The sequence below is a fragment of the Sporolituus thermophilus DSM 23256 genome (assembly GCF_900102435.1).
GTDB classification, from domain to species: domain Bacteria; phylum Bacillota; class Negativicutes; order Sporomusales; family Thermosinaceae; genus Thermosinus; species Thermosinus thermophilus.
On the sequence record NZ_FNBU01000016.1, the window covers coordinates 16775 to 43242 of the forward strand.

The window sequence follows — 26468 nt, forward strand, 5'->3', positions numbered from 1 at the left end:
GTCATTAGGCTCCCAAACCGCTGTTTTTCCGTGCCTTTGCCCGCTCATGCCGGTCCAGAATAACTTTGCGTAAACGAATATTTTGGGGTGTAACTTCAACCAATTCGTCATCATTGATATATTCTAAGGCCTGCTCCAGGCTGAGGATCCGCGGCGGCGTCAGACGGATGGCCTCATCGGCCGAACTGGAACGCATATTGGTAACATGCTTCTTTTTACACGGGTTGACGTCCATATCCATTTCCCGCGCGTTTTCCCCCACAATCATCCCCTGGTACACGGCTTGACCGGGAACAACGAACATTACGCCGCGGTCTTGGAGACTGTATATGCCGTAGGCGGTCGTTTCCCCGTCTTCAAAGGCTACCAGTGCACCCCGTGTCCGCCCCGGTATATCGCCTTTATACGGAGCATAGCCGTGAAAAACATGGTGCATAATGCCATGGCCCTTAGTATTAGTTAAAAGTTCTGAACGAAAACCAATCAGGCCCCGGGCCGGAATGACAAATTCCATGCGGAGATAGCCGGCCAGTTCGACCATGTTGACAAGTTCCGCCCTTCTTGTACCTAGCGCTTCCATGACCGGGCCCATGTACTCCTGTGGTACGTCAATGGTTAAAAACTCCATCGGCTCACAAAGCTGTCCGTTGATGGTTTTATATATAACTTTTGGTTTGCCTACCTGAAATTCGTAGCCTTCCCGCCGCATCGTCTCAATTAAGATGGAAAGATGCAGTTCTCCCCGGCCGGCTACTTCAAAGGTATCGGGGCTGTCTGTTTCCGCTACCCGCAGACTGACATTGGTCTCGGCCTCGCGGAACAAGCGGTCCCGCAGATGGCGGGAAGTAACGAACTGGCCTTCCTTGCCGGCAAAGGGACTGGTATTGACACTGAACATCATGGCCAAGGTCGGTTCGTCAATACTGATGGAGGGCAACGCTTCCGGACATTCGGGGTCGGCGATGGTGTCGCCGATGTTCACTCCTTCCAGGCCGGTAATGGCAACTATATCTCCCAGCGCCGCCTCTTTCACCTCCAACCGCTTAAGCCCCTCATACACATATAACCGGCCAATTTTGGCTTTCTTTTCTGTATCGCCGTTAATCAGCGATACCGTTTGCCCGCTGGCAACACGTCCCCGCATAACGCGCCCGATGGCGATGCGTCCCACATAGTCATCATAATCCAGCGTTGTCACCATAATCTGCAGAGGACCGTCGATATCACCGGTAGGGGCAGGAATGGTCTTGACTAAAAGATCAAACAACGGTTCCAAATTGGCGCCTTCGTCTTCCATATTGAGCTTGGCCACACCTGCGCGGGCCGAAGCGTATACGACAGGAAAATCGAGCTGCTCGTCGTTTGCTTCCAGTTCAATAAACAGTTCCAGTACCTCGTCAAGCACATCGTCAATCCGCCGGTCAGGCCGGTCAATTTTGTTGATGACGACAATAGGTTTAAGTTGTTGCGCCAACGCTTTACGCAGTACATATTTCGTCTGGGGCATGGGGCCTTCGAAAGCATCAACCAGCAGCAGAACGCCGTCCACCATGTTAAGGACGCGCTCGACCTCTCCCCCGAAATCGGCATGACCAGGCGTATCGACAATATTAATTTTTATGCCTTTATATGTAATAGCCGTGTTTTTCGAAAGAATGGTAATACCCCGTTCCCGTTCCAGTTCATTTGAGTCGAGAACACGTTCGGCTACTTGTTCGTTTGCCCGAAAGATGCCGCTTTGTTTTAGCATGGCGTCTACCAGCGTCGTCTTACCATGGTCGACATGGGCGATGATGGCAATATTGCGTAAGTCTGTGCGCTGCATTTTAACTAGTCCTCCTCTGGGTAAAGCAAAAAGGATGCCTTGTTTCATTGCATCCTTAGTGTCAATACATATCAATATATTATGCGATAGACTGCCTGTCAATTATTAACGTTTGACCTTCTTTATAAATCACCCAGCGTTTTTTGCACAAAAGCATTGATTTTCTCCAGCCGCCGAACAATTTCCGGTAGTTTGCCGGCGTCGGCCGCCACCATCCGTTCCAAACGCAAACGATAGGCGGCATAAACGCTTTCCAGCCGGGTAAGGTAGTCGTGAAACTGTTGTAAGGCAGGGTCGATCGTAATAAGCTGCGATTTTTCCAACTGCCATTCTCGGCCGGCTATGACGGCCGCATCCCCATAACCCGGGATAGTAGCCGCAAATCCCAGTCTTTCGGCAATGAGCGTCGCAAAAGGCTCGGACGTGTCACGCTCACCGTGGACGACAAAAACCTGGGCTGGCTTGTTCTCAAAGTGGGACAACCAAGTTAATAGCTGCTCTTGGTCAGCATGGGCCGAAAAACCGTCAAGGTTATAAATTTTGGCTTTTACACTGATTTCTTCGCCGAGAATCTTTACCCGTTTGGCGCCGTCCAGCAGTCTTCGCCCCAAGCTGCCCTGGGCCTGATAGCCTACCAGTAGGACACTGGCTTCCGGCCGCCATAAATTATGTTTGAGATGGTGAAGGATGCGGCCCGCGTCCGCCATGCCGCTGGCTGAGATAATAATGGCTGGCTTCTCAAGATTATTGATCGCTTTTGATTCTTCGGCAGTCCGAGTGAAGACCAGCTGCGGCAGCCGCAGCGGATTATCGCGCTGCCGGCAGTACAGGTCATAGGCTTCATTGTCATATTCCTGCGGGTTGTGTAAAAAAATGTCAGTGGCCGAAATAGCCAGCGGACTGTCGATAAAAACCGGTACATCTGGTATCTTGCCGGCCTTTAACAGCTTATGCAGGTAATATAATATGGTCTGAGTACGCCCAACGGCAAAAGCGGGAATAACAATATTGCCGCCGCGACCGATCGTTTCGTTAACAATTTGCGCTAACGCCTCTTCCCGGTCATAGCGCTCATGCCGGCGGTTACCATAGGTTGACTCGACTATGACATAATCGGCGTCGCTGATGGTGACAGGATCCTTAAGAATTGGCTGGTCAGGCTGGCCTAGGTCGCCGGAAAAAACGAGTTTCGTCGTTTGTCCTTGCTCCGTGATCCAAATTTCAACCATCGCCGACCCTAGAATATGCCCAGCGTCACGAAACCGTACCCGCACATTGGGCGACAGGCTGATCTCCTTATCGTAGGAAACAGCGGAAAATTGTTTTAGACAGTCATAGGCATCAGGTACGGTATATAGCGGCTCTACCGGCTTGCGCCCCGCCCGCTTACCTTTGCGGTTTTCAATTTCGGCGTCAAACTCCTGGATATGAGCGCTATCAGGCAGCATAATGCCGCATAGTTCCGTCGTTACTTTAGTAGCGTAAATAGGGCCTTTAAATCCGGCTTTACATAGTTTAGGTAGCAGCCCACTATGGTCGATATGGGCATGGGTCAAGAGCACATAGTCGATTTCGGCGGGATTATAGGGAAAATCGCGGCGATTAAAAGCGCTAATGGCCTTAGATCCCTGAAACATGCCGCAATCAACGAGAAACTTTTCTTCTCCCGTCTCAATAAGGTAAGACGAGCCGGTGACCATCATGGCCGCCCCTAAAAACGTCAGGCGCACTCTCTCCACTCCTTTAATGCAATTATCATAGAATATGTCTTTTCCACGCCGCTCGCCATATTCCTCCATTAAAAAACAGATGACGGCCTTGCATTAGCAAAACCGTCATTCCTCACCGATAATCCGGACCTCTGGCTGAAGTTGGACATTAAACTTCTCGTGCACCCGCCGCTGCACTTCCCTGATAAGAGCCAGTACGTCTTGGGCCGTTGCTCCGCCGGCGTTTATGATAAAGCCGGCGTGTTTGTCGGAAACTTGGGCGCCACCGATCCGCAGGCCTTTCAATCCGGTCTGCTCAATCAACGTCCCGGCATAATAGCCTGGCGGCCGCTTAAAGGTGCTGCCGGCACTGGGCATTTCCACCGGCTGTTTGGCCTCCCGGCGGTTGGTGTATTCGTCCATTTTACGGCTGATTTCAGCGGTACTGCCTACCTTTAACGCCAGTTCAACCTCGCAAATGACGCATTTGTTTTCCTGAAACACGCTATGCCGGTAACCGAAGTCTATATCGGCGTTGGTAAACCGCTTTAAAGTGCCGTCAGGACAAACCGCGATTACAGCGCACACAACCTGTCCCATTTCCCCGTCGTAAGCACCGGCATTCATAAAGACCGCGCCGCCTACACTGCCCGGAATACCGACGGCAAATTCCATGCCGGTCAGGCCCTGACAGGCGGCGTAGCGGGACACGTCACCCAGGGAGGCGCCGGCACCGGCATAAATATGCGCCCCTGTATGGCGGATATAACCCATGTGCTCATCAAACTTGATGACTAAGCCCCGAATTCCTTTATCCAATACGAGCACATTGGACCCATTGCCTAATACGGTCACCGGCACGCCAAACTTGGCCGCAAGGGCCAGGGCTGCCGCCACCTCGCCGGTCGATGCCGGTACAAAGAAAAAGTCGGCCGGTCCGCCAATACGGAAAGTAGTGTGCTGCGTCATGGGTTCGTCTGTTCGCACCCGGTCGGCGCTGGCTATATCTTTAAGCTTGTTTAGAAATTCCTGACGCTCGTTATCGTTTAACAAAAAAATCCAGCCCTTCGGCGACTGCTTCGCCAATAATTTTATAGACATCCGCCATCATCCGCTGAAACCGAAAATATGCCTGGATAAAATCTTTGGCTTTACTGTTTAGCATCAGCAACTCGTACAGCTTTTGGAGCTGCTCGGCACGCGCCTTATCCTCGCCTTTACCGGCGAGCGCCTCATATTCCACTTCCATCTGCTTAGCCAAAAATTCCTTTACCATTTTGAGCGTCTGCTCGTCGGCAGCAATTGCTTGTTGGGCAGCAAGCAAAGCGCGATATTCGTCCGAGTGTTTAAGGGCGCGGGCGAGCTCATGGGTTTTGTCGTAAACAAGCATTGCCATCCCTCACATTTACAAATTTATATTATGCGTATCATTACCAATTATTCAAGCGATGAAAATAGAATTCCTGCATGATTTTGGCATCCCGGGCCTGTGTCCCTGCCGATTCACAGATAAGGCGCGGCGTATAGCGCCGCTCGGCAATTACCTCTAGCAGCGGTTCATAGGGCGGCCCGAAGGGGTCATCAAAGGTCCAGTGTTTTTTCTCCCCGGCCTTTGTAAACTCAATCCTGCTAAAATGGATATGCAAGTTGGCCGCCACTTCCTCCCCTAATTCAGCCGCTACTTTGTCAAACACGGCGGCAAATTCCTCACGGGTAGCATACTGTCCGCCGGTAACGGCATGCAAATGGCCAAAGTCAACCGCCGGCACCACCCATTTTGCCATACGGCATAACTCCAACACTTCGTCCAGCGTCCCAAGCTGGTTCTGTTTACCCATCGTTTCCGGCGCAAGCAACACGGAATTAAGTCCCTGCCGTTCGGCCTCGGCTAATATATCGGCGAACAGCCGCTTGACCTGTTCCATCGCTCGTCGCCGTTCCTGCCGGCCCGGCCCGCCGGGGTGGAACACCACCCGGTCGGCGCCCATCCACTGGGCCGCTTCCAGCGCTTTTAGCAGGTGCTTTTTGGTATTGGCGGCTATTTGGGCGTCCTCGGTTGCCAAGTTGATATAGTATGGCGCATGGATGCTGAGTTTAATATTATACTCCGCCGCCTGTCGGCCGATCGCCGCTGCCGTTTCCGGCCGGATGGTTACTCCCCGGCTGCACTGATATTCATAGGCGGTAAGACCAAGACCGGCCAGCCACTGCGGCATATCGACCGAAGCTTTATAACCTGCCTGGTAAAAAGCATCCGGGTTGCCAGCCGGACCAAATTGCGCGTACAACGAAATCATCCCTCACTATTTTGCGTATTTTATCAGCGCAGCCCCGGAAAACCAAGCTGACGCAGCGCCTCATAAGCAACGACGGCTACGGCGTTGGAAAGATTGAGCGATCGGGCATCCTCGAGCATGGGAATACGAATGCAATTAGGCAAGTGGGCGCGTAAAAGCTCCTCGGGAAGACCGGCCGTCTCTTTGCCGAAAACAAGCACATCACCGACGTTATAGCGGATATCGGTATAACGCTTATGGGCTTTGGTAGTATTGAAATAGAAATTGTGACCGGCATAGCGGTCGGCTACTTCCTGAAAGTTTTCGTGATAATGCACCTTCACCAGATGCCAATAGTCGAGTCCCGCCCGCTTCAAATGACGGTCATCGGTTGAAAAACCAAGCGGTTTTACTAAATGAAGTTCACAGCAAGTAGCAGCGCAGAGGCGCGCGATATTGCCCGTATTGCCGGGTATCTCCGGTTCAACCAGGACAATATGCAACATCAAATTCACCCCGCTCATTCACATGCAAATTTATGCTTTTTTCTGATGCTTTTTCCTGCACCGTCCGGCGGGAAGTTTCCCCAGAGAGCGCGTTTTCCTCTTCCGCAGGATTCAGCTGCAGCATGATAACTGCCGCCACGATCAGTACCCTACCCAGGACTTGCACCCAGCCCATTGTTTCCCCCAGGCCAAAATAAGCCACTACGGCGGCGATAACCGGCTCAAGACAGGCCGTCACGCCCACAGTGGTGGGTGGTGAAACCGCCTCTCTCTTGTGCCATACAGCCTAAGACCTTCCGGGCGCCGGCTTTTTCGTCGGCGCAACATACATCAGGACGATCATGACAACAATGGCCGCTAGAATGCCGGTAGATTGGGCGTTTAAAATCCACAGCCCCTTGCCGTGATTACCGAAGTGAAGCACTACGGTCGTTGCGACCCCGACAATGGCCGAAACAAACGCTGCCGTTGTCGTCGGCCGGGCAGAAAAGAGTCCGAATAACAGCGGCGCCGTCAACGAAGCCGCCATCAGGCTGTAAAAGATGGATAGGGCGGTTATAATGTTGGGCAATAGTAGCGCCATGCCTACGCCCAGGAGACCGGAGACCAGGCTGACAATCCGGCCGGCTTTGAGCAAACTGGCATCAGGAATATTGGGATTGATAAAAGTCTTATATAAGTCTTTGGTAAAGGAAGTGGCCAGCATATAAAGCACAGCGTCAGCGGTGCTGACTTCGGCGGCAAAAATGGCCGCCAGGGCCAAAGCCGAAACCCAGAACGGCATTAGCTCTTTCATGGCCACCGGCAGCGCAAGCTCCCGTTGCGACAAATTCGGAAAAACGGCGTAAGCGCACATGCCAAGCAGAGCCGGTAAAAAGGCGAAACCAAACTGGACAATAGCGTTCCAAGCCGTGCCGCTTTTCACGGCCTCAATGTCCTTCGCTCCGTAAACCTTGCCAATCAATCCCGGCGAAATAAAGAACGAAGGCGTAAGCATGAGAAAATAGCCGATAATTGTCGTCAGACCTATGCCATCCCACCGAAAGTACCGAGCAGCCTCGGCGCTTCCGGCGTTTTGAGCAATGAGCTTTTCCAGTCCGCTGAAACCGCCAACAAAATTCATTGCATATGGCGCGGCAATAACAAACCCGGCAAAAATCACGGCAACCTCAAGAATATTGACAATTACCGCGGAGAGGAGGCCGCCGGCGGCAAAATACAAGGTTGTAACCATCGCGCCGATGATTATTCCCATCGTCTTGCCCACGCCGGCGACTACCCCCAAAATCCAGGCGATGCCGATCAACTGACCGGCAAAAAGAGCAAGCGTTCCCACCGCCATCATTAGCGCAATAAGGCCGCGAAAATAACGTGAATAACGCATATCCAAATAGTCGCCGAGGGTATACAAGTTATATTTTTGCGCCACTTGCCAGATTTGCGGCCCGACAAAATAGGCTAAAACTAACGAGCCTACGGCCGACGTGCCGATCCACCACCAGGCCGAAAGGCCGTGTTGATAAGCAATGCCTGTTACGCCTACCGTCGAACCGGCGCCAATATTGGCGGCAATCAGTGTTGTAAACAATAGTCCCGGGCCTAATTGGCGCCCGGCCACGAAAAAGTCGGCTGCTCCTTTGACATACCGGGTAACGATAAACCCGGTCAGGATGAGTAGCACGGCATAAAAAACGATTGCCATTAAGTAATGGTTCATCCATTTCACCTCGGTCGCTAGGCGGACAGAAACCCGGTATATCTACCTTGTCCGGCCAAATGAGCTATATAGCGGCGGTCATATAAAAACCTGCCCGCAAAATGGCAGGCAGGGCATCAGCCATGGATCAGGCGCGGAATACACCGCACGCATACCCAATCGCTTTCTCCCTTGGTCTTAATCGGCAACAGCGGCCGCTCGTGCTCGGTTGTGCCGCACATATGACATTTCATTACCACATTGAATTCCGGTCGATCGGCGATTTGCCGCTTATGGGCGTGTACCGCCTCTTCGTCAAAGGGCACCGCTTCCCGTTCTTCTAAAGTAAGTGCGCCCGTAGGACAGGTGCCGATGCAAAAGCCGGCACCGTCACATAACTCCTCCCGCCGCACTTTTGCTTTGCCATTAACAATTTCGATAGCGCCTTCTACACAAGGCGCCACACACTTGCCGCAACCGGTACAAAGCTCTTCATTAATTTTTATAATTTTTCGTTTGACCGCTTTTACCATTTTAACCAGCCTTTCACTACAATTTAGTAATATTATATCCACAATTCACCAAGATTAAGGCTCACCCGCCATCTTTCCTGGTTGCCGAGCAACTGCTCCCGCCGCCAGCATTAGCGCATTAACGCCAAGGCCTGCATATAGCGGGTCAATGCCGGATGGAAAAAGGATTTTCCAAAGAAGCGCGGCGCCGGCGCCCCCCGCCATGGACCAAATGGCATAAGCCGGCCCAATGCGCCCCGGCCAGAATACGGCTGCTGTCAGTGGTAAAAAGATGCCGGCTCCGCGTAAACCCATTGATAGAAAATTCCACTCTAATACAAGTGATTTTAAGTTACCAAAGGTAAAGAGCGTAGCCAATAACGTAACCCCCAACACAGCAATGCGGTTAGCCCACAGCAGCCGCCGGTCGCCGCTAATTCCCCACACTTCGCTAAGAATGTCGCGCGACAACATGGTAGCAACGCCGAGGGCCAAACCTGCGGCTGAGCCAATCGCCGCTAAGAGCAGCGCGGCAATAGCGACCCCGCCAAGCCATGGCGGCAAGTAATAAAGAATGAATAGTGGCAGCGCGTCAATCGGGGCAATCGTGGGATGATGAACCCGCATATACATGCCTGCCATGACGGCCGGAATCCCTGCCGGCAAGGTAATAAGGGCGGCCACCACCGCCCCCCGCCTGGCCGCTTGAATATCACGGGCAGCATAAATTGCCTGAATATACGTTTGGGTAGATATGGTACCGACTAGCAATGACAGCGCGCTGCCAAGATCAGCCCATAATCCCCGGCCTACCAAATTAAGCCACGGGTCGGCAGGAAAGGCCTGCAAGAAGCCGGTCACACCGCCCATTCCTGTATAAGTCAGGGCGCCAACGGCCACTAGTGTGATATAAATTAGGACCGTCTTCAGCGTACCAATTAGTCCTGTACCCCAGACACCGCCAAAAAAGACATAGACGACGATAAGAAAAAAGACAATGCCGGCAGCATAGGCGGCGTCAATTTGAAAAATTGCGCTGATAATCGGTACCGCCGCCAGAATGCTGGAGACAATGCTGAAAAAAATGCCGATCGACGACGCCAAACTGGTAAGCGGCCCGGCCAGCGGTCCGTAACTGATAGCAAGATATTGCGGCATAGTCTGCAGATTTGACTTTCGCAGCGGCGCAGCGTAAAACAGACCCATAACGAGCAAGGCTATCCCCGTGCCAAGGGTAAACCACCACGCGGACAACCCGACGGTAAATGCAAGTTGAGCGGTACCGACGGTAGAAGCGCCGCCGATGATCGTACCGATGATTGTCCCGGCGATCATCGTCACCCCCGACTTATGCCCGCCGACGGCAAAATCAGCGGCATTTCTTACCTTACGCGCTGCATATAGTCCTGTCACCGTTACGGCAGTCAATGTTACGAGCAATCCGATCATATGTACTGGTGAAAGAAGCATACCTTTGCCCCCCGCCCGCAAGTGCAGCAAATCCGTTTCCTGCTTTCCCTGCCCCCAATATTAAGCTACGGTACAGCCGGCTAATTCTATATTGTTCTCTGTCTAGCACCAATCCCCTGCCATTACTTCCGTTTTTTTCCCCAATTTTAAGCACCTCAAAAAAAAGCCCTTCACCGGGCATCTTGGGCAAAGGTCTCTTCCCTCACTGGGCTCATGGCTCAAAGATATTAAGCAACACCAAGACGCCAAAAGCCGTAATAATGATCCCCGATACGCGGTTAATCCAATGGAGACCGCGCACATCCACCTTAGCGCGGAGAGTGCTTACCAAACTGCTTAACAGAAACCACCACAGGGTCGATCCCAAAAAAACGCCGCCTATCAACATAATCGCCGCCCAGAAACTAACGCCTGACCCTTTGATGCCGAGCGCGGCAAAAATGGCGGCAAAAGCAAGAATAGTAAGCGGATTAGTCAAGGTCAGCAAAAAAGTGGAAAAATAGGCGGCCGCCAGCCCCTTGCCCCTCACCGCCGCCGGCTGTGAAGCCGGTTTGTTAAAAAAAGTCTTAAGGCCCAACATGCATAGACACAGGCCGCCGGCAAACCGCAATAGCGCATGCTGTGTTGTGAGAAAATTAGCCACAAAGGTCAACCCAAAGCCGGCGATACACCCGTAAAGGGTATCGGCAGTAGCTGCGCCCAGCCCGGACAAAAAACCTGACGCCCGTCCCTCGGCCAGTGTGCGGCGGATGCACAGCACCCCAATCGGCCCGACGGGTGCAGCAATGGAAAAACCAATTATAACCCCTTTTATAAAGACGCCAAGATCCATCGACCTCTCTCCTTGGCACGGCAATAGTTTAGGAAATTACGACAAAAAAGCACCTATTTTTATATTTTTAGCCTTTTTTGCCTTTGCTTTATTCTATGCGTGCCGGCTTTTTTTCCCGCACCGGTCGGCACACTTGTTGGCGCCCCCCCATATCCTATATCGTAAATCAGGGGCAGTGTAAAGGCAAGGAGGAATTACCCATGTTAAAAGGCAAAATTAAGCACGTCTTCCCAGGCGGCAATACTCCCCAGGGTTTTTTTTCCTATTATGACTACATAATCCCCAGCGGCGAAGCCACTCGCATCTTTGTCATCAAGGGCGGACCCGGTGTCGGCAAATCAACATTTATGAAAAAAATAGGCGACGTTATGGCGAGCCGCGGCTATGATGTAGAATTCCACCATTGTTCCAGCGATAACAATTCCTTGGACGGGGTCGTCATCCCTGCTCTGCGAGTAGCCTTTATCGATGGTACGGCTCCCCACATCGTTGACCCGAAACATCCCGGCGGGGTCGACGAAATCCTCCATCTGGGCGATTTTTGGGATGAAGCGAAAATGGTCGCCAACAAGCAGGCTATTTTAGACTGCACCCGCGAAATCAGCACGCTGTTTCAAAGAGCCTACCGCGTCCTGCGGGCCGCCAAGTCCCTGTACGATGACTGGGAAGCAGTCAATACCGATGCCCTGGATCCCGTATTAGCCAACCAAAAAACGGCTGACCTCATCGGCGAAGTTTTCGGTGATGTTGGCGGGATTGGCGCCGGGAAAGTGCGCAAACTGTTCGCCTCAGCCATCACCCCGGAAGGTCCGGTTAACTATCTCGATTCCGTGGTAGGCACCATGGCCACCAGATATATCGTCACCGGTGAGCCCGGAACAGGCAAAGCCACACTCCTGCAGAAAGTAGTAGATACGGCGGTGGCCAAAGGGCTGGACGTAGAAGCCTATTATTGTCCGCTTGACCCGCAGAAAGTAGAGCACGTCCTGATTCCCGCATTGAACGTCGGCATTACCACCGTCTGCGGCCCCCATGCATATAAACCGTTTGACGCCCGCAAGACCATCAACATGAACGAATGCCTTAAACCTCGGCTTGTCGCCCAATGGGCGGCGGAGAAGGCATTCGCCCAAAGCGCCTACCTCGACCTCTTTGCCAAAGCGGTTACTTATATCAACCGAGCGAAAAAACTCCATGATGTACTGGAAACTTACTATGTGCCCAACATGGATTTTGCCGGTGTGCAAAAGCTGTGGGAAAAAACGCGTGACCGCGTGCTAGCCTACGCCCAAAAATAATCATTCTGACCCAGTTCCTCTTCCTGGAAAAATGATGTATAATAAAATCAGTTCTGATAAAACGTGGGTCTTACCCATGTTTTAGAGGAAACACCAAACTGTCGGAATTCTGCATGCAAGGGCAACCGCCTGCGCACAGGAAGAGCAGGGCACATGTGCAAGCTGGCCTTCTTTTGCGTGCGCAAGAGAAGGCCTTGTATTTTGCGCCGGGAGGAAACAAAGTGGCTAAACGCATCGGGGTAATCGGTATTGTCATTGATGAACCCAAAACGATCGTTGACAGAGTAAACACCATCATCAGTGACTATAGTCATATTATTATCGGCCGCATGGGCGTCCCACGGCACGAGGAAAACGTCGGCGTAATCGCCCTGATTATCGAAGGTACGACCGACGAAGTAGGCGCGTTAACCGGACGGTTAGGCAATTTACCCGGCGTTACCGTCAAATCGGCCCTTACTGCCAGAAGCACGACAGAAAAGGGGGAGAAAAAATGATTAATGAACAAGAGCGCACTTCAGACGCCTTTATTGACGACGCCCTTATCTTGTCGCTGCGGGAAGCGGCCAAAACCAAAGCCAAGGATGAAGCACTGGTACGCCGCATCATTGACAAGGCGCTGGCTTTTCGGGGGCTGACGGCGGAGGAGGTAGCCGTTCTGCTGGAAGTCGAAGACCCGAACCTGCTCCGGGAAATGTACACTGCGGCCGCTAAAGTAAAGCTGGCAATTTACGGCACCCGTATCGTCCTGTTCGCCCCGCTGTACATCTCCAGCTTCTGCATTAACAACTGCGTCTACTGCGGCTACCGCACCGGCAACCGCCAGCAGCTCCGGCGCCGGCTGACGCTCGCGGAAATCAAGGAAGAAGTCGAGATTTTGGAATCGCTCGGCCACAAGCGGCTGGCCGTGGAAGCCGGTGAAGATCCGGTCAACTGCCCCATGGATTATGTAGTAGACTGCATCAAAGCCATCTATAGCATTCGCGACGGCAACGGCAGTATTCGCCGCGTTAACGTGAACGTGGCGGCGACCACGGTCGAAGAGTATCGCAAACTAAAGAACGCAGGCATTGGCACTTATATCCTCTTTCAAGAAACCTACCACCGACCGACATATGCCGCCATGCACCCAACCGGACCGAAAAGCGATTACAACTGGCATACGACCGCCATGGACCGGGCCATGCAGGCCGGGATTGATGATGTAGGCATCGGCGTGTTGTACGGTCTGTATGATTATAAATACGAGACAATCGCCCTTTTCCTCCATGCCGAGCACTTGGAAAAAACTTTCGGGGTCGGGCCACATACCATATCGGTTCCTCGTCTCCGTCCGGCGGGCGGTATGGATCTTGCCCAATTCCCTCACCTCGTCAGCGACGAAGAGTTTAAGAAAATTGTCGCCATTATCCGCCTGGCCGTACCGTACACCGGCATAATTTTATCCACCCGCGAGCAGCCGTCTCTGCGCGATGAGCTTATTACCTATGGCGTCTCGCAAATCAGCGCCGGCTCGTGTACCGGTGTCGGCGGCTACCATCAGGTTTACCGCGAGCATGACAGCTGCGCTAACGGCATGCAGTTCGAGCCTGGCGATCACCGGTCCCCCAACGAAATAATCCGCATGCTCTGCGATAAAGGGTTTATTCCCAGCTATTGCACCGCCTGCTATCGCCAGGGACGCACCGGCGACCGGTTTATGCAGCTGGCTAAAACCGGTGAAATCCAAAACGTTTGTCTGCCGAACGCTATTTTAACCTTTAAAGAATATCTGCTGGACTATGCCGATCCCCTGACCAAGGCCAAAGGCGAACAGCTAATTCGCGCCAGTCTTGACCAAATTCCGCAAGCGGCGGTGCGGGAGGAAACAGAGCGGCGGCTCCGGCAGATTGAAGCAGGAACGCGCGACGTGTACTTCTAAGCCAGTTGGTTTTCCCAACTGGCTTTTCCTTTGTATTTTGTCGTAAAATTATTATCGAACGGTTAGTCGCCTTGCCGTTCGGGAAATTCTAATAACTGTCCGCCGAAATCAATCAACGAATAGGTGTAAGCTGATGCGTCACTGGAAAAAGTCGAAAATTATCTTAATCCTTATCCTGATGATAATTCCCTTGGCAATAGTAGCGGCAGACGGCTGGCTGCGCGGTGCACTGGCCCATTTCAAGCCTGCCCTGAACATCGCTGCCATTAGTAACGAATATGTCCTTATCTGGGACAAACTTCCTTATCCTGTTTATTATGAAGTCGAGGTGCTTAACCATCCGCCGGCCGATGACCGGCAACCCGCCGGGCCGACCGAGCGGATTGCCCGCTACCGAACTTGGGAAAACAAGTTCGTCATTGACCAAAAATTTCCCTTCCGCACCTACTGGCGGGTAACGGCCCGCAGCCTGCTCCGCCTGCCGGTAGGCCGCTATTCAGAAGCAATCAACCTGGCGGAAGTAGCCGACGTTACTGCTGTAAGCTTTCATGCGGTAAAGCCGGTCGCCACTTCCCACTATCCTCATCACGATCCGGCGCCCGCCCGCCCCTTCCTGACCTGGACAACCGTCCCTGGTGCTGTCTACTACGAAATCGAGCTGTTGAGCGCACCGCCCGAAAACCCGGGCGATATATTGCCATCCCGCCACCGGTTCTTTGCTTCGCAGGAGGTCTTTACCAACGGTTACCAAGCTGATCTCACCACTTATGGCGGCGATCACCTTTACTGGCGGGTGCGGGCCTTGGACTACAATGGTCATCCCCTGGGCGTTTTTTCCGACGCAGCGGAAATTTTCATTGACCGTTCCCTTCCCCAGTTGCTCAAACCGCTTATCAATGCCGATCTCAACCGTGACGGTATGCCGACGCCGCTTTATCCCGTCTACTCGTGGATCCCGATTTCAGGCGCCACGCATTACGAGGTGGAAGTGACCGACCAGCCCCCGGAAAACCCTAATGGCATCGCGCCTTCCCGCCACCGCATCTGGAGTAAACGGGTAGCCAGTATCGACTGTTATGATGAGGAGCCCCGCATCCGCCCGGGCACTTATTACTGGCGGGTGCGTGGGCTGGACGCTGCCGGCAACCCGGTCGGCGTATTTTCCGATGCCGCTCCGTATGTCGTAGACCTCTCCAAAGGTAATTACGCCGCCACTTTCGGTGACAGCATCACCCATGGCGGCGGCGCCATCTCCTATTCACCAGCCGATTGGGAATATAGTTTTCAGACCTACCTTAACTTTCCTGTCGTCAACCTGGGACGCAGCGGCGATACGGCGGCGACCATGGCCGCCCGGTTCGAGAGCGACGTCCTGCCCTTTCACCCCAAATACCTAATAATTCTCGGCGGAACCAACAGTCTGCGCGGTGGTACGCCGGCGTCCGAGGTAATAAAAGACTTAACGGCGATCCGTGATAAATGCGTAAAATATGGCATTCGCCCCATCTTCCTCACCCTGCCGCCCATCAATCCCGCCGCCATCGACCGCGCTTTTAAAGAAGAGACGGCGCCTAACTGGCGCCAGGAATTTGACGCTGTCAACCGCTTTATCCGCCAGCAGCGCTATTATATCGACCTTGATCCCTTTTTCTGCGATGCGGCCCGTGAACTACCCGATCATTACGCCATTGACGGCCTGCACCCCGACATTGAAGGCAAAAAATTAATGGCCCAAATTATTAATGCCAATTGGGCCAGAGTAACACGCTAACTTATAGCAGGTGAACATCGGCCGGATGAAACGCCAGCCGTACCGGCACGCCCGCTTGCAGCCGGTTCGTATCCTGCCGGCGCGGCGCCAGCAGGGTAAATACAATGCCTTCCGCCTGCACCATTATCCGTTCGGCGCCGATGCCAGGGACGACTTGGCGAACAATGCCGTCCACCACCACCCAGGGCGGCCGCGCAAACGACAAGCGTTCGTCCCAGAGATAGATGGCGTCTGCCGGCAAGCAGCACCGGACCGCCTCGTGCCGGCCGGGCAGCGTAAACCAGATGGACTCGGTCAGCCGCACTACCGTTTGCTCGCTCCCGGGTTCAACGGTGCAGGCAAAAATATTATCCATCCCTACCAATCTGGCTACTATTTCGTTGGCCGGATGTCTGAGCAGCGCTTCCGGATAGTCGTCCTGAATAATGCGGCCATGGGCCATGGCTACGGCCCGGTCAGCAAAGTACAGGACGTCGGCAAAATTATGGCTTACCAAGAGTACCGTCATGGACCGTGCTTGGGCAAGCTGCCGCAGTTCGGTAAGGAGAGCGGTCCTGGTGGATGGATCGAGGGCCGCAAACGGTTCATCGAGCAGGAGTAATTCCGGGTCGGTGACAAGAGCCCGCGCCAAACAGACCCGCTGCGCTTCACCTCCCGAGAGACGTGCAGCCTGTCGGTCGGCCAAGTGACGGCAGTGAAAAACATCGAGGGCCGCGGCAACCTTGTCGTTGACGACCTCTCTGGGCAGGCGGCGGAATTTTAGACCGAGCGCGACATTCTCAAATACCGTTCCGTCCAGCAGCAGCGTCTCCTGAAAAACCATGGCGCAGCGCCGCCGCACCGTAAGGGGCTGCGCCGTGGCCGCATTTTGGCCAAAAAGTTCCAACTTGCCGCAATACGGCAAAAGCAGATTGAGTACCTGCAGCAAACTGCTCTTACCGGCGCCGTTGGGGCCGATAATGGCTACTAATTCGCCCGGCGCTACGGCGAAATGGTCAATATCCAGCACTGTCCGTCCCTGGCGCCTGACCTTCACCCCTGTCATCCGCAGAACAGGCTGCATTACCATGCCTTCCTTCCTTTTTGCTGCAAAATAGTCAGCAGAATAATGACGGCATAGGCAAGCATCAGCAAGATAAAGCTAAACGCCAAGGCTATATCGTAATTCCCTTTGCTGACCTCCATCACCGTTGCCGTTGTAAGCACCCTGGTCTGGCCTTTAATATTGCCGCCGACCATCATAGACGCCCCTACCTCGGAAACAACGCCGCCGAAACCGGCCATTACGGCGGCCAGCAGTCCCAGCCGCGCTTCGCGGATAAGCAGCCAGTTGGCTTGCCAGGACGTCGCCCCCAGCGATAATAATTGCCAGCGCAGTTTGGGGTTCAAGCCTGCAATGGCGGCAAAACTCAGTCCGGCGACAATCGGACTGGCAATTAGCGCCTGGGCGATAATCATTGCCCAGGGCGTGTACATCAGACCAAACATGCCCAAAGGCCCATAGCGCCAGAACAGCAGGCTGACAACAAGGCCAACCACTACCGGCGGCAGACCCATGCCAAAATTGATAATGCTCAAGCAAATATTTTTGCCGGGAAAGTCGCGGAAGGCCAGCCACAGTCCGACTGGCAGCCCTATTGCCACACTGATGAGTGTTGCCGTTCCGGAAACAAACAGTGTGAGCAGCGTTACCTGGTATACTTCGGCGTCGCCGCTAACCAGCAGGGCAATTGCCTGTATCAAGCCATCCCAGAAATTTTTCATATCATACCTTCAATCATCTATTATACAGCCTGTTTACCGGTCTATTGGGCCGGGACGCTGCCACATTCACCGGCTTCGCCTTTCATAATGGCCAGCCCATGTTCCAGAGCCGGCAGTACAACTTCAAGGCATTCCCGCACGCCCTTAGGGCTGCCGGGCAGGTTGATAATCAGGGTGCGGCCGCGTATGCCCGCAACCGCGCGGGACAGCATCGCCCGCGAAGTTTTTTCCAGCGATTTGGCCCGCATCGCTTCGGCGATGCCGGGTACTTGCCGGTCAATCACGGCCAGGGTGGCTTCTGGCGTAACATCGCGCGGCCCAAGTCCCGTGCCGCCGGTGGTGAGAATCAGATCGATCTTGAGTTCATCGGCCATGTAGATAATCTCCCGGCTAATGACCGCCTGCTCATCGGGAACAACTACATAATGCTTAACCGTTCCCAGACCGGCCAGCATCTCGGCAATAGTTTTGCCGCTCATGTCCGCCCGCTCGCCCCGCGAACCTTTGTCACTGGCCGTGATAATTCCGATGCTAAACATTGTTAACCACCTCAATGGTATCGCCGACCGAGACTACGCCAGGTTGTACAACGATCGCGAAAATTCCCTCTTTCGGCATGACGCAGTCGCCGGCTTGGTAATAAATGCTGCAGCGAGTATGGCATTCTTTGCCGATTTGGCTGACTTCCAGCAGGGCATCACCGATCTTCAGCCTGGTGCCTACCGGCAGGGTCGTGAGTTCAATCCCCGCGGTGGTTAGGTTTTCGGCAAAATCGCCCGGCTTAACGTCCAGCCCTTTTTGCCGCATCTTTTCGATGCTCTCAAGCGCCAACAAACTAACCTGGCGATGCTGAAAGCCGGCATGGGCATCCCCCTCCAGGCCAAGGCCGGTCAACAATCGACCTGTCCCGATATTTGTCTTGCGCTCACCTTTGTTTTTACTTATGCAAACGGCTACAATTTTCCCGCGCACTCATACCGACTCCTCTCGCTGATAATTGCCGCTCTTGCCTCCCGATTTGGCTGTCAGGCGGATATATTCCACCGTCATATCCTTATCTACGGCCTTACACATGTCGTAAATAGTAAGAGCGGCTACGGATACGGCGGTAAGAGCTTCCATCTCGACCCCTGTTTTGCCGGTCGTCTTGACCGTGGCGCGAATATCGATGGCGCTAATTTCTTCCCGCAGGGTAAATTCAATATTGACACCGGTAAGCAGCAGCGGATGGCACATGGGGATAAGTTCCCAGGTGCGTTTGGCGCCCATAATGCCTCCCACCTGGGCTACGGCGAGAACATCGCCCTTGCCCATCGCCCCTTTTTTAATCAGTTCCAATGTCTGGGGCCGCATTGTTACCCTGCCCTCGGCAACAGCTTCCCGCACCGTATCGTCTTTGGCGGTAACGTCTACCATTCGGGCTTTGCCGGCTTCATTAAAATGGGATAGTTCCACTTCAGCCACCTCTATGTGAAATGAAAAAATTCAAAGATATTTTGCTCGGTATCGAAGTAAAGCAGTTTATTCCTGATGGGCTGGCCAAGGCCGGTCAGGATTTTTATGACTTCCTGCGTCTGCAGAGCCGCCGCCAGCGCCGGCGTCGGCGCGGGATTGCCAAGCAGCGCCTCTACGCCGCGCTCCGCCCCGGTCATTCCCCGATAGACATGCGCCAGCCCGGGGTCGCCGGGAAAAACGGTCATGACTTGGCCGGTACAGCCGGCAATGGCGCCATGGACCAATGGCACGCCCAGCCTGGCCGCTGCCGCCGCTAACACCAGCCGGGTCTTGATATTGTCCAGGGCATCGACGACCACCTGCACACCGGCGAGGAAACTTTGCGCATTCTTTTCGTCCAACATACAAGGCACGGCGATCGCTTCAACATCCGGGTTAATGGCTGCTACCCGTGCGGCGGCAACCACCGCCTTATTTTGACCAATATTAGCCATCGTTGCGAGAATTTGCCGGTTAAGGTTATGGAGGGCAAAATTGTCGCCATCGATAATTTTCAGCCGCCCAACTCCGGCCCGGGCCAGCAGTTCGATCACCAGTCCGCCCAGACCACCGGCGCCGACAATGGCCACGGTGCTTGCCAGCAGCCGGGCCTGGCCAGCAACGCCGATGGTTCCGATATTGCGCTGGTAACGCTCAGGCACCGCACCATCTTTCAGCTTAACCACCCCCGACCGGCGGAAAAAGACCGACCCGATCGCCGTCGGCCAACATCCGATTGCCATCGGAATGTATGCCGTTAACCATAATCATTTTTACTTCATTCCGGTCAATCTCCATTTCCGCTAACAGTTCATCGACGGTAATGCCATCGGGAACATCGACCATAACAATGCCGGTAGCGCTGGCAGGGCTATACCGGCGCAGCGTGGCATATAACCTTACTTCGATAACCATCAGTTAAACACCCTCTCAAACTTAATCAACCCATAAAACCGTCCCGGCGCGGGAAGCATCATAACCGCCCAACGCCTCCACTTCCCGCCGGTAACCGTCCGAGCGCAGCACGGCAATTATTTTTTCCCGCCGCTCGTCATCGTCCGCGAAATTTAATATTAAGTCATATTGTTCACTGGCAATCGGAATAAAATCCAGCCCTAACGCCTGCGCCGCCGCCCTGATCCCTAATCCGGCATCGGCGGCACCGCCGGCGATACTGGCAGCTACGGCCATGTGCGTAGCTACTTCTTTTTCATAGCCTTGAATTTGTCCGGCGTCAATCCCCAGGCGGCGCAGTTCATAGTCAAGCAGCATCCGCGTCCCTGAACCGCGCTGCCGGTTAATATACATAATCCCGGGGTTCATTAAATCGGCCAGCGAACGAATTCCCTTCGGATTGCCAGGGGCGACGAGCAGGCCCTGCTCGCGCCTGGCGAGATGAACGACCATACACTTGCGCCCCGCCAGTAACCGCCGTACAAAGGGCAAGTTGTATTCGCCTGTTTCTTCATCCAATAAATGAATACCGGCCAAATGGGCTTCGTTGTTGCGGATGGCCATGATGCCGCCCATACTGCCCACATTGGCGCAAGAAAGAACGTGTCCGCCATGGCGGCGCAGGTGCATCCCAAGTAAATCAAGGGCTAAGTCATGACTGCCCACGGCCAAAACCTGCCGTTCCAGTTCTGACTTCGGACTGCACAAGTTAACGGTAACGGCAGTACCGGCAGCCAGACCGTCGCTTTCGGCCGGGATGGCCATTAACCCGCGCGCCCTGGTCAGCGAGGAAATAAGTCCCGCCCCGCGGGCCAGCGGCGCGGCTACGATCCGACCCTGGACATTGCCCAACGAAAGACGGACATATTCCTCTACCCCGATGGTCGAGAAAAGCTGGCGTGCTAGTTTAGCTTCCACCTGCTTAGGCTGCGTCATCGGCAGGCCTTGGCGGGCCAGTAAAACGGGGCGGACGAATAATTCGGCCGTCAGCATTGCCGAAACAGGGTAGCCGGGTAAGCCAACAACCGGTTTACCTCGGCACACCGCCAATACGACCGGTTTGCCGGGCTTAATGGCTACGCCGTGAACCAGCACCTGTCCTAACTCGGACATCACGGAGAAAGTGTAATCTTCCGTGCCAGCCGAGGTACCGGCGATCGTAATCACCATGTCGCAGTCATCGAGGCTGGTGGAAACGGCCTGAGCCAGCGCCGCGCGGTCGTCATTTACGATTTTGCGCCGCACGGGCTGAGCGCCCCATACTTGTACCGCCGCCGCCAACATCGGCGAATTAATGTCCAAAATCCGCCCCGGCGCCAGCTCCTGCCGGCTGGCCACAATTTCGGTGCCGGTAGGAATAATGGCCACCCGCGGCTTGGCCGTAACTTTGATTCGTTCCAGTCCGGCTGCCAGTAACGCGGCAATATCGGCTGGCCCGATTACATGCCGCTCCGGTACAATCATTTCGCCCTGGACAATGTCTTCGCCGATAATCCGAACGTGCTGCCATGGCGCGGCAGCAGCGGCAATTTCCGCATAACCTTCCGCAAAGTGGACATCCTCGACCATTATGACGGCATTGGCCCCCGGTGGCAAGACATCACCCGTATCCACGACGCAGCAAGTCCCGGGGAGAATAGGGCCGCCGGCCGGCAGCACGCGCAGTTTTTTCGGCTGCCGCTCGGTTGCCCCAAACGTATCTTCGGCCCGGACCGCAATGCCGTCCATCGCCGCCCCATTGTAATGCGGGACCGACTGCACCGCATAAACGGCGCAGTCCGTCACCCGCCCCAGCGCTTGTTCTACGGCGATTTCTTCCGCCGGCAGCCTGGCGAAGTAGCCCGCGGACGACAAGGCTTTTCGCCATAGCGCCTCGGCCTCCTGGCGCGGCATACAGTCCAGATATACTTTCCCGTTATGCATGGCATGTCTCCTTCTCAGCATCGTAGCATTTCCACTTCCACTTGTTCACCGGCATAAAGGCCGCTCTTTTCCGGGGCGATAACGACGAGTCCGTCCGCTTCCGTCATAGTGCAAATAAGCCCTGATTTCCCGAAGACCGGCTCGGCCCAATACTCGCCGTCTTTGGGCAATAGCCGCACCCGGATGATTTCGTCCCGCCCCGGCGCGGACGCAACGTTGCGGCTTATCTTGGCCGGCACTCTAAACACTCTCTGCACCTTTTCCCCCGCCATGACGGCAAGCGCCGGCCGAACCAATTGGTGATAGATAATCAACGCCGAAACGGGGTGTCCTGGGAGCCCAAAAACAGGTACGGCGCCGACCATGCCGAATATCGTAGGCTTACCGGGTTTAACGGCAATCCCGTGGAGCAAAACCCCCGGACCGCCTAACGCTTCGATCGCTTTGACCGTATAATCCCGCGCTCCGACCGAGCTGCCGCCGGAAACCATAACGGCGTCGCATGCGGCTGCCGCCTCAGCCAACTTCTGCCGCAAACTTGCGTAGTTGTCGCCGATTATGCCGTAGCGTATAGCGGTATAACCGGAGGCCTCCAGCAAGGCCGCTAGCGTGTACGAGTTAATATCCCGCACCTGACCCGGCTGGGGTAGAGCAGACACATCGACAATTTCATCGCCGGTGGATAAGACCCCAACTTTGAGCCGTCGGTAAACGCTCACTTCGGCAAAACCGCAGGCCGCCAACACGCCAATATCCAGGGGAGCTATTTTCTGTCCCTGCCGCACCAACACGGTACCGGTCGTGGCATCCTCGCCGCGGGCAATGCTATTGTCACCGGGCGCAACGGGTTTTGTTACCAGCAAGGTTCGATCATCCACCCGTTCCGTATGCTCCAGCATGACGACAGCGTCGGCATTGCTGGGCAGCATGCCCCCGGTTGGAACGGCTGCCGCCTGGCCCGGACCCAGGACTAAGGCAGTGGTCTGTCCCATGGCAACTTCGCCGATGACGGTTAGCAGCGCCGGTATTCCTTCCCCGGCGGCAAAGGTGTCGGCACTGCGCACGGCATAGCCGTCTACCGTAGACCGGGGAAAAGACGGCAGCTCTTCGCGGCAAAGGCAATCAGCCGCAGCAATGCGCCCTGCCGCGGCGGCCAGTCCCACAGTCTCGCTGCCGATGTCGGCGCTAGCGGCATGGGCCAAAACAAGCCGGCGTGCCTCAGCCAGCGTCTGACAGTTGAAAAAATCCACGGCATTCACTCCTTGCGGGCGCCAAAGCACCCTAATTGGCAGTCGCGAATTTTAATTCCCAAAACGTCGGCCGCCCTGCCTATAACGAGCGGCGGTACGCCTTCGCTTTGCGCCAATTCCTGCGCGGCGGCACAGGACAGCTTCCCGTCCGGCGCCGCTGCCCGTACTTTGTTGAGCAGTTCTTCCCGCAATTCTTGCACTGGCCCGGCCTCCTGTATACGAAATAAGATACTATAGATATTAATTCACCAAATTCCATTTTATTCCTCCAGCAAGCAAAATAAAAACCGGATCCCGCGCCAACGGCGGGTCCGGTTTTAGGTTAAGAAATTAGAAGTTAAAGAGCGATTTGAGCTCCTCTTTCGGCACATCGAAAACGGTATTGTGCGGTGGCAGTGGTTCGCTACGGAAGAAGTCGGGCAGGTCGTCGGCATCGTCGTTGAAGCCTGCCGCTTTATTGAACCCACGCTCATCGCGCAAGACTTGCTTGCCCAGTTCCAGATAATCATCAAGCGACTTGTTCCAGCCATAGCGGGCGTTGCACATTTCCACGATACCGTCAAGCCCTTCGGGAATATCGAGAATGGCAAAGGCCACAAACAAGCAGAGGCCGGTGCTATCCAGGAAAGAAGTAGCGATTTGCAGGTTCCGCGAAAGTTCGACCTGGCCGGCCGGACTAAGCGGGTCCACTTTGCCGCCCACCCCGAGAATATTGGCGGCAACGGCATAACCGGCAGTATGGTCGGCGCCCATGGTAGTAGTAGCGTAAGTTACGCCGATGCCTTTGACGGCCCGCGGGTCATAAGCCGGAATGGCCTGGCTCTTCACAACCGGCACGCGCCGGACGCCGAAGGCCTTGCCGGTAACGGCGGCGCCGGCGCCGAGAATACGGCCAAGCGGGCTGGCTTTGCCTACTTCCTTAAGCAGTTCTATAGCCGCTTTGCCATCGCCAAATTGGGCCAGGCCGGCTTCCATGGCCACGCCCAACGTGACACCCATCTCGATGGTATCAACGCCATAATCGTCGCACATACGGTTAAGAACGGCGATGTCGTCCAGATTATCAATGCCGCAATCGGCGCCCAACGACCAGCAGCTCTCATATTCGAGACCGCCGGTTACCACATTTCCGGCCGCGTCTTTATAAATATTCGAGCAGCGGATGATGCACCCGGGCGAACAAGCGTGACCGGTTTTGCCACCCCGTTCCTTGCAAACGGCATGCAGTGTTTCGCCACCGATATTGTTGGCTCCCTCAAAGCGGCCAACGCTAAAGTTGCGGGTTGGCAAGCCGCCGGCTTCACTCAGGGTGTTGACTAAAACGTCAGTGCCATAGGTCGGCAACCCCTGCGAAGTAACCGGATGTTTCAGCAGGGCATTGGCCAGTTTTTTCGCTCCGGCCCGGAAGGCGGCTTCATCGGCAAAAGAAACGTTGTTTGCACCCGTGTCATCGACGACAATCGCCTTAAGCCCTTTGCTGGCCATGACCGCGCCAAGACCGCCGCGGCCCGCCTGCCGGGTGGGCGCTCCTTCCATGTCGGTAAAACCAACACAGGCCGAAGCCATCTTATTTTCACCGGCCGTGCCGATTACGCCGATCGCTACTTTTTCCCCAAACTTTGCTTGCAATTTGGCAACGGTATCATAGATGTTTAGCCCTTTTAGCTCAGGCATTTCGATAAGGGCTAATCCGTCTTTGTCAACCTTGAGCACGTAAGTTTTATCATCTTGGGGCAGGTCTTCCACGATAATGGCTTCAACTCCCAGCCGCCCTAGTTTGTGGCCCATGGCGCCGCCGACATTGCTCTCCTTGATGGTGCCTGTCAGCGGACTCTTGGCCCCGAGCGACATGCGGCCGGCATTTGGAGCACCCGTGCCGGAAAGCAGTCCGGTAGCAAATACCAGTTTGTTCAGTTTGCCCAGCGGATGAGCGTTAGGGTCCACCTCGGCGCTAACAATGCGTGAAGTTAGCGCCCGGCCGCCAAGCCCCTTATACGCCGCCCCGTCTTCCGGCGTAATGGTCAAAGTAGCCATGTTTACACGGTAAAACATCAAACCCCTCCCTGTAAATTATTAATTAATTAAAAAATAAAAAGAAGCCCGTTACGGACTTCCTTTGCGCACTGGCAGGCATGGGGATTTCTCCCCATACCCTTACGTTTACCACGCCTGGACGGCAATGGTAACTCGGAACTCACTCTCACCTTATATTACTATGCGTTTGTTATTTTCTAAAGTACGGCAATTTTTTGTAAATTCCTGCTATCTTTTCCCAATCAGGGCCTTTTTTATCCGCCAATTTGCGACATTTTTCGCTGAAAACTAGGTTGCCCGGCCGCTAAATTATGCCCGGCCGGCTTTTCCGACAGCGCCTGGCGAAAAACTTCGCCGACCTGTTGTTCACTTGCTCCGGCCCTAAGTAGCGTTTTGAGATCCAGTTCCCGGTTGGCTAAAAGGCAAGGCCGCAGCTTGCCGTCGGCCGTCAGCCGCATGCGGTTGCAAGCCCTGCAGAAATGTTCCGTAAGCGGAGTAATGAAACCAAAGAGACCCTTGGCTCCCGGCAAGCGGAAATATTTGGCCGGACCGTTGCCAATACTGCCCGCCGCCGGCTCCAGCATCCCCAGACCGGCGCCATTCAGCCGGTTTTTAACCTCTGCCGGCGTCATTCCCGGCCCGGTTCCGTTGTAGCCGATCGGCATATATTCGATAAACCGGACAGCGATCGGGTAGCGGTAAACCATCTCGACAAAATAGCTCAGGTCGCTGTCCATAAAGGCACTGGTTAATACGACGTTAATCTTAACGGGATGCAGGCCGACGGCGATAGCTTTTTCAATCCCGGCCAACGTGCGCTCCAGACTGGCGCTCCCGGTGATGCGCCGAAACCGCTCAGGATCGACCGTGTCCAGGCTGACGTTGACCCGGTGAAGCCCAGCGGCTTTAAGGTCTTCAGCCATATCCGCAAGCAGGCTGCCATTGGTTGTCAGTGACAGGTCATCAATAATGCCAAGCGAGCTAATGGCGCGAATAAAATCGACAATCCCCTTGCGTACCAGCGGCTCGCCGCCCGTTAGGCGAATTTTGTTCACCCCGTATTTGTTAAAGACTCTGATCAGATACAGTATTTCCTCGTAAGCCAGAATATCGGCGTGATCCAGCAGCTTCACGCCGTCAGGGGGCATGCAATAGGCGCAGCGGAAATTACAGCGGTCGGTAACGGAGATGCGGAGATAGTCGATACAGCGGTTATAACCGTCGCGCATTACC

General features: G+C 54.6%; 26 protein-coding genes, 1 pseudogene and 1 riboswitch. Of the genes and pseudogenes, 4 read left to right on the top strand and 23 right to left on the bottom strand.

What is annotated here, in order from left to right:
- Positions 1-4: 4 nt before the first annotated feature.
- The 11 genes and pseudogenes from typA to BLQ99_RS10040 form a co-directional block, all read right to left on the bottom strand.
- On the bottom strand, positions 5-1825 hold the full coding sequence (typA, locus tag BLQ99_RS09990) for a translational GTPase TypA (protein ID WP_093690574.1): 1821 nt from the start codon (positions 1823-1825) through the stop codon (positions 5-7).
- Positions 1826-1947: 122 nt separating this feature from the next.
- Entirely contained in the window at positions 1948-3555 is a 1608-nt protein-coding gene (locus tag BLQ99_RS09995; RefSeq protein ID WP_093690576.1) for an MBL fold metallo-hydrolase RNA specificity domain-containing protein, read from the bottom strand.
- Positions 3556-3660: 105 nt separating this feature from the next.
- Entirely contained in the window at positions 3661-4587 is a 927-nt protein-coding gene (murB, locus tag BLQ99_RS10000; protein ID WP_093690578.1) for a UDP-N-acetylmuramate dehydrogenase, read from the bottom strand.
- Entirely contained in the window at positions 4574-4924 is a 351-nt protein-coding gene (locus BLQ99_RS10005) for a YlbF/YmcA family competence regulator (protein WP_093690580.1), read from the bottom strand. Before BLQ99_RS10005 ends, murB begins: the two co-directional genes overlap by 14 nt.
- Before the next feature lie 40 nt (positions 4925-4964).
- Complete coding sequence (locus BLQ99_RS10010) at positions 4965-5822, bottom strand: TIM barrel protein (RefSeq protein WP_093690582.1); 858 nt, start codon at positions 5820-5822, stop codon at positions 4965-4967.
- A gap of 32 nt (positions 5823-5854) precedes the next feature.
- Positions 5855-6313, bottom strand: a complete 459-nt coding sequence (gene trmL / locus BLQ99_RS10015; protein ID WP_093690667.1) for a tRNA (uridine(34)/cytosine(34)/5-carboxymethylaminomethyluridine(34)-2'-O)-methyltransferase TrmL — start codon at positions 6311-6313, stop codon at positions 5855-5857.
- A pseudogene (locus BLQ99_RS10020) lies at positions 6294-6563 on the bottom strand (hypothetical protein); the annotation flags it as partial. The pseudogene BLQ99_RS10020 and the gene trmL, both read right to left, overlap by 20 nt.
- Positions 6564-6602: 39 nt before the next feature.
- Positions 6603-8033 (bottom strand): sodium:solute symporter family protein, encoded by a 1431-nt coding sequence (locus tag BLQ99_RS10025; protein WP_093690586.1) that lies wholly within the window; start codon positions 8031-8033, stop codon positions 6603-6605.
- Between the two features lie 116 nt (positions 8034-8149).
- The gene (locus BLQ99_RS10030; RefSeq protein ID WP_093690588.1) at positions 8150-8545 is read right to left on the bottom strand and encodes an ATP-binding protein; all 396 of its coding nucleotides are present in this window, start codon (positions 8543-8545) and stop codon (positions 8150-8152) included.
- Between the two features lie 54 nt (positions 8546-8599).
- A complete protein-coding gene (locus tag BLQ99_RS10035) occupies positions 8600-9994 on the bottom strand; it encodes a sodium:solute symporter family protein (RefSeq protein ID WP_093690590.1) in 1395 nt (464 codons plus the stop codon).
- Between the two features lie 211 nt (positions 9995-10205).
- Entirely contained in the window at positions 10206-10826 is a 621-nt protein-coding gene (locus tag BLQ99_RS10040) for a LysE family translocator (protein WP_093690592.1), read from the bottom strand.
- A 200-nt stretch (positions 10827-11026) separates the two neighbouring features.
- Between BLQ99_RS10040 and BLQ99_RS10045 the strand changes: the two genes are divergently transcribed.
- The 4 genes from BLQ99_RS10045 (at position 11027) to BLQ99_RS10060 (ending at position 15816) form a co-directional block, all read left to right on the top strand.
- The gene (locus tag BLQ99_RS10045) at positions 11027-12124 is read left to right on the top strand and encodes a PRK06851 family protein (protein ID WP_093690594.1); all 1098 of its coding nucleotides are present in this window, start codon (positions 11027-11029) and stop codon (positions 12122-12124) included.
- Between the two features lie 221 nt (positions 12125-12345).
- Positions 12346-12621 carry a TM1266 family iron-only hydrogenase system putative regulator gene (locus BLQ99_RS10050; protein ID WP_093690669.1) on the top strand — a complete coding sequence of 92 codons (276 nt, stop codon included), beginning with the start codon at positions 12346-12348 and terminating at the stop codon, positions 12619-12621.
- Positions 12618-14045, top strand: a complete 1428-nt coding sequence (gene hydG / locus BLQ99_RS10055; protein WP_093690596.1) for a [FeFe] hydrogenase H-cluster radical SAM maturase HydG — start codon at positions 12618-12620, stop codon at positions 14043-14045. The genes BLQ99_RS10050 and hydG overlap by 4 nt, the downstream gene beginning before the upstream one ends.
- Positions 14046-14178: 133 nt before the next feature.
- Positions 14179-15816 (top strand): SGNH/GDSL hydrolase family protein, encoded by a 1638-nt coding sequence (locus tag BLQ99_RS10060; protein WP_093690598.1) that lies wholly within the window; start codon positions 14179-14181, stop codon positions 15814-15816.
- A 1-nt stretch (position 15817) separates the two neighbouring features.
- Here the strand turns inward: BLQ99_RS10060 and BLQ99_RS10065 are convergent, their stop codons facing one another.
- From BLQ99_RS10065 to moaA, 12 genes are all read right to left on the bottom strand, one after another.
- A complete protein-coding gene (locus BLQ99_RS10065) occupies positions 15818-16879 on the bottom strand; it encodes an ABC transporter ATP-binding protein (protein ID WP_171904651.1) in 1062 nt (353 codons plus the stop codon).
- The gene (locus BLQ99_RS10070; protein ID WP_093690602.1) at positions 16879-17580 is read right to left on the bottom strand and encodes an ABC transporter permease; all 702 of its coding nucleotides are present in this window, start codon (positions 17578-17580) and stop codon (positions 16879-16881) included. Before BLQ99_RS10070 ends, BLQ99_RS10065 begins: the two co-directional genes overlap by 1 nt.
- A 41-nt stretch (positions 17581-17621) precedes the next feature.
- Positions 17622-18119, bottom strand: coding sequence for a MogA/MoaB family molybdenum cofactor biosynthesis protein (locus tag BLQ99_RS10075; RefSeq protein ID WP_093690604.1), 498 nt, complete (start codon positions 18117-18119; stop codon positions 17622-17624).
- Complete coding sequence (locus BLQ99_RS10080; RefSeq protein ID WP_093690606.1) at positions 18112-18552, bottom strand: MOSC domain-containing protein; 441 nt, start codon at positions 18550-18552, stop codon at positions 18112-18114. The genes BLQ99_RS10075 and BLQ99_RS10080 overlap by 8 nt, the downstream gene beginning before the upstream one ends.
- Positions 18553-19035, bottom strand: a complete 483-nt coding sequence (gene moaC / locus BLQ99_RS10085) for a cyclic pyranopterin monophosphate synthase MoaC (RefSeq protein WP_093690608.1) — start codon at positions 19033-19035, stop codon at positions 18553-18555. It lies immediately after the preceding gene.
- Between the two features lie 11 nt (positions 19036-19046).
- Positions 19047-19817 (bottom strand): HesA/MoeB/ThiF family protein, encoded by a 771-nt coding sequence (locus BLQ99_RS10090; protein WP_093690610.1) that lies wholly within the window; start codon positions 19815-19817, stop codon positions 19047-19049.
- Positions 19753-19989: a MoaD/ThiS family protein gene (locus tag BLQ99_RS10095; protein WP_093690612.1), complete on the bottom strand. Its 237-nt coding sequence runs from the start codon at positions 19987-19989 to the stop codon at positions 19753-19755. Before BLQ99_RS10095 ends, BLQ99_RS10090 begins: the two co-directional genes overlap by 65 nt.
- Before the next feature lie 21 nt (positions 19990-20010).
- Entirely contained in the window at positions 20011-21951 is a 1941-nt protein-coding gene (locus BLQ99_RS10100) for a molybdopterin biosynthesis protein (RefSeq protein ID WP_093690614.1), read from the bottom strand.
- A gap of 14 nt (positions 21952-21965) precedes the next feature.
- A complete protein-coding gene (locus BLQ99_RS10105; RefSeq protein WP_093690616.1) occupies positions 21966-23201 on the bottom strand; it encodes a molybdopterin molybdotransferase MoeA in 1236 nt (411 codons plus the stop codon).
- 5 nt (positions 23202-23206) lie between these two features.
- Positions 23207-23401 (bottom strand): hypothetical protein, encoded by a 195-nt coding sequence (locus BLQ99_RS10110; protein WP_093690618.1) that lies wholly within the window; start codon positions 23399-23401, stop codon positions 23207-23209.
- A 130-nt stretch (positions 23402-23531) separates the two neighbouring features.
- Positions 23532-25253, bottom strand: coding sequence for an aldehyde ferredoxin oxidoreductase family protein (locus BLQ99_RS10115; protein WP_093690620.1), 1722 nt, complete (start codon positions 25251-25253; stop codon positions 23532-23534).
- A gap of 43 nt (positions 25254-25296) precedes the next feature.
- Positions 25297-25406: riboswitch (molybdenum cofactor riboswitch) on the bottom strand.
- 83 nt (positions 25407-25489) lie between these two features.
- Entirely contained in the window at positions 25490-26464 is a 975-nt protein-coding gene (gene moaA, locus BLQ99_RS10120) for a GTP 3',8-cyclase MoaA (RefSeq protein WP_093690622.1), read from the bottom strand.
- Positions 26465-26468 lie beyond the last annotated feature (4 nt).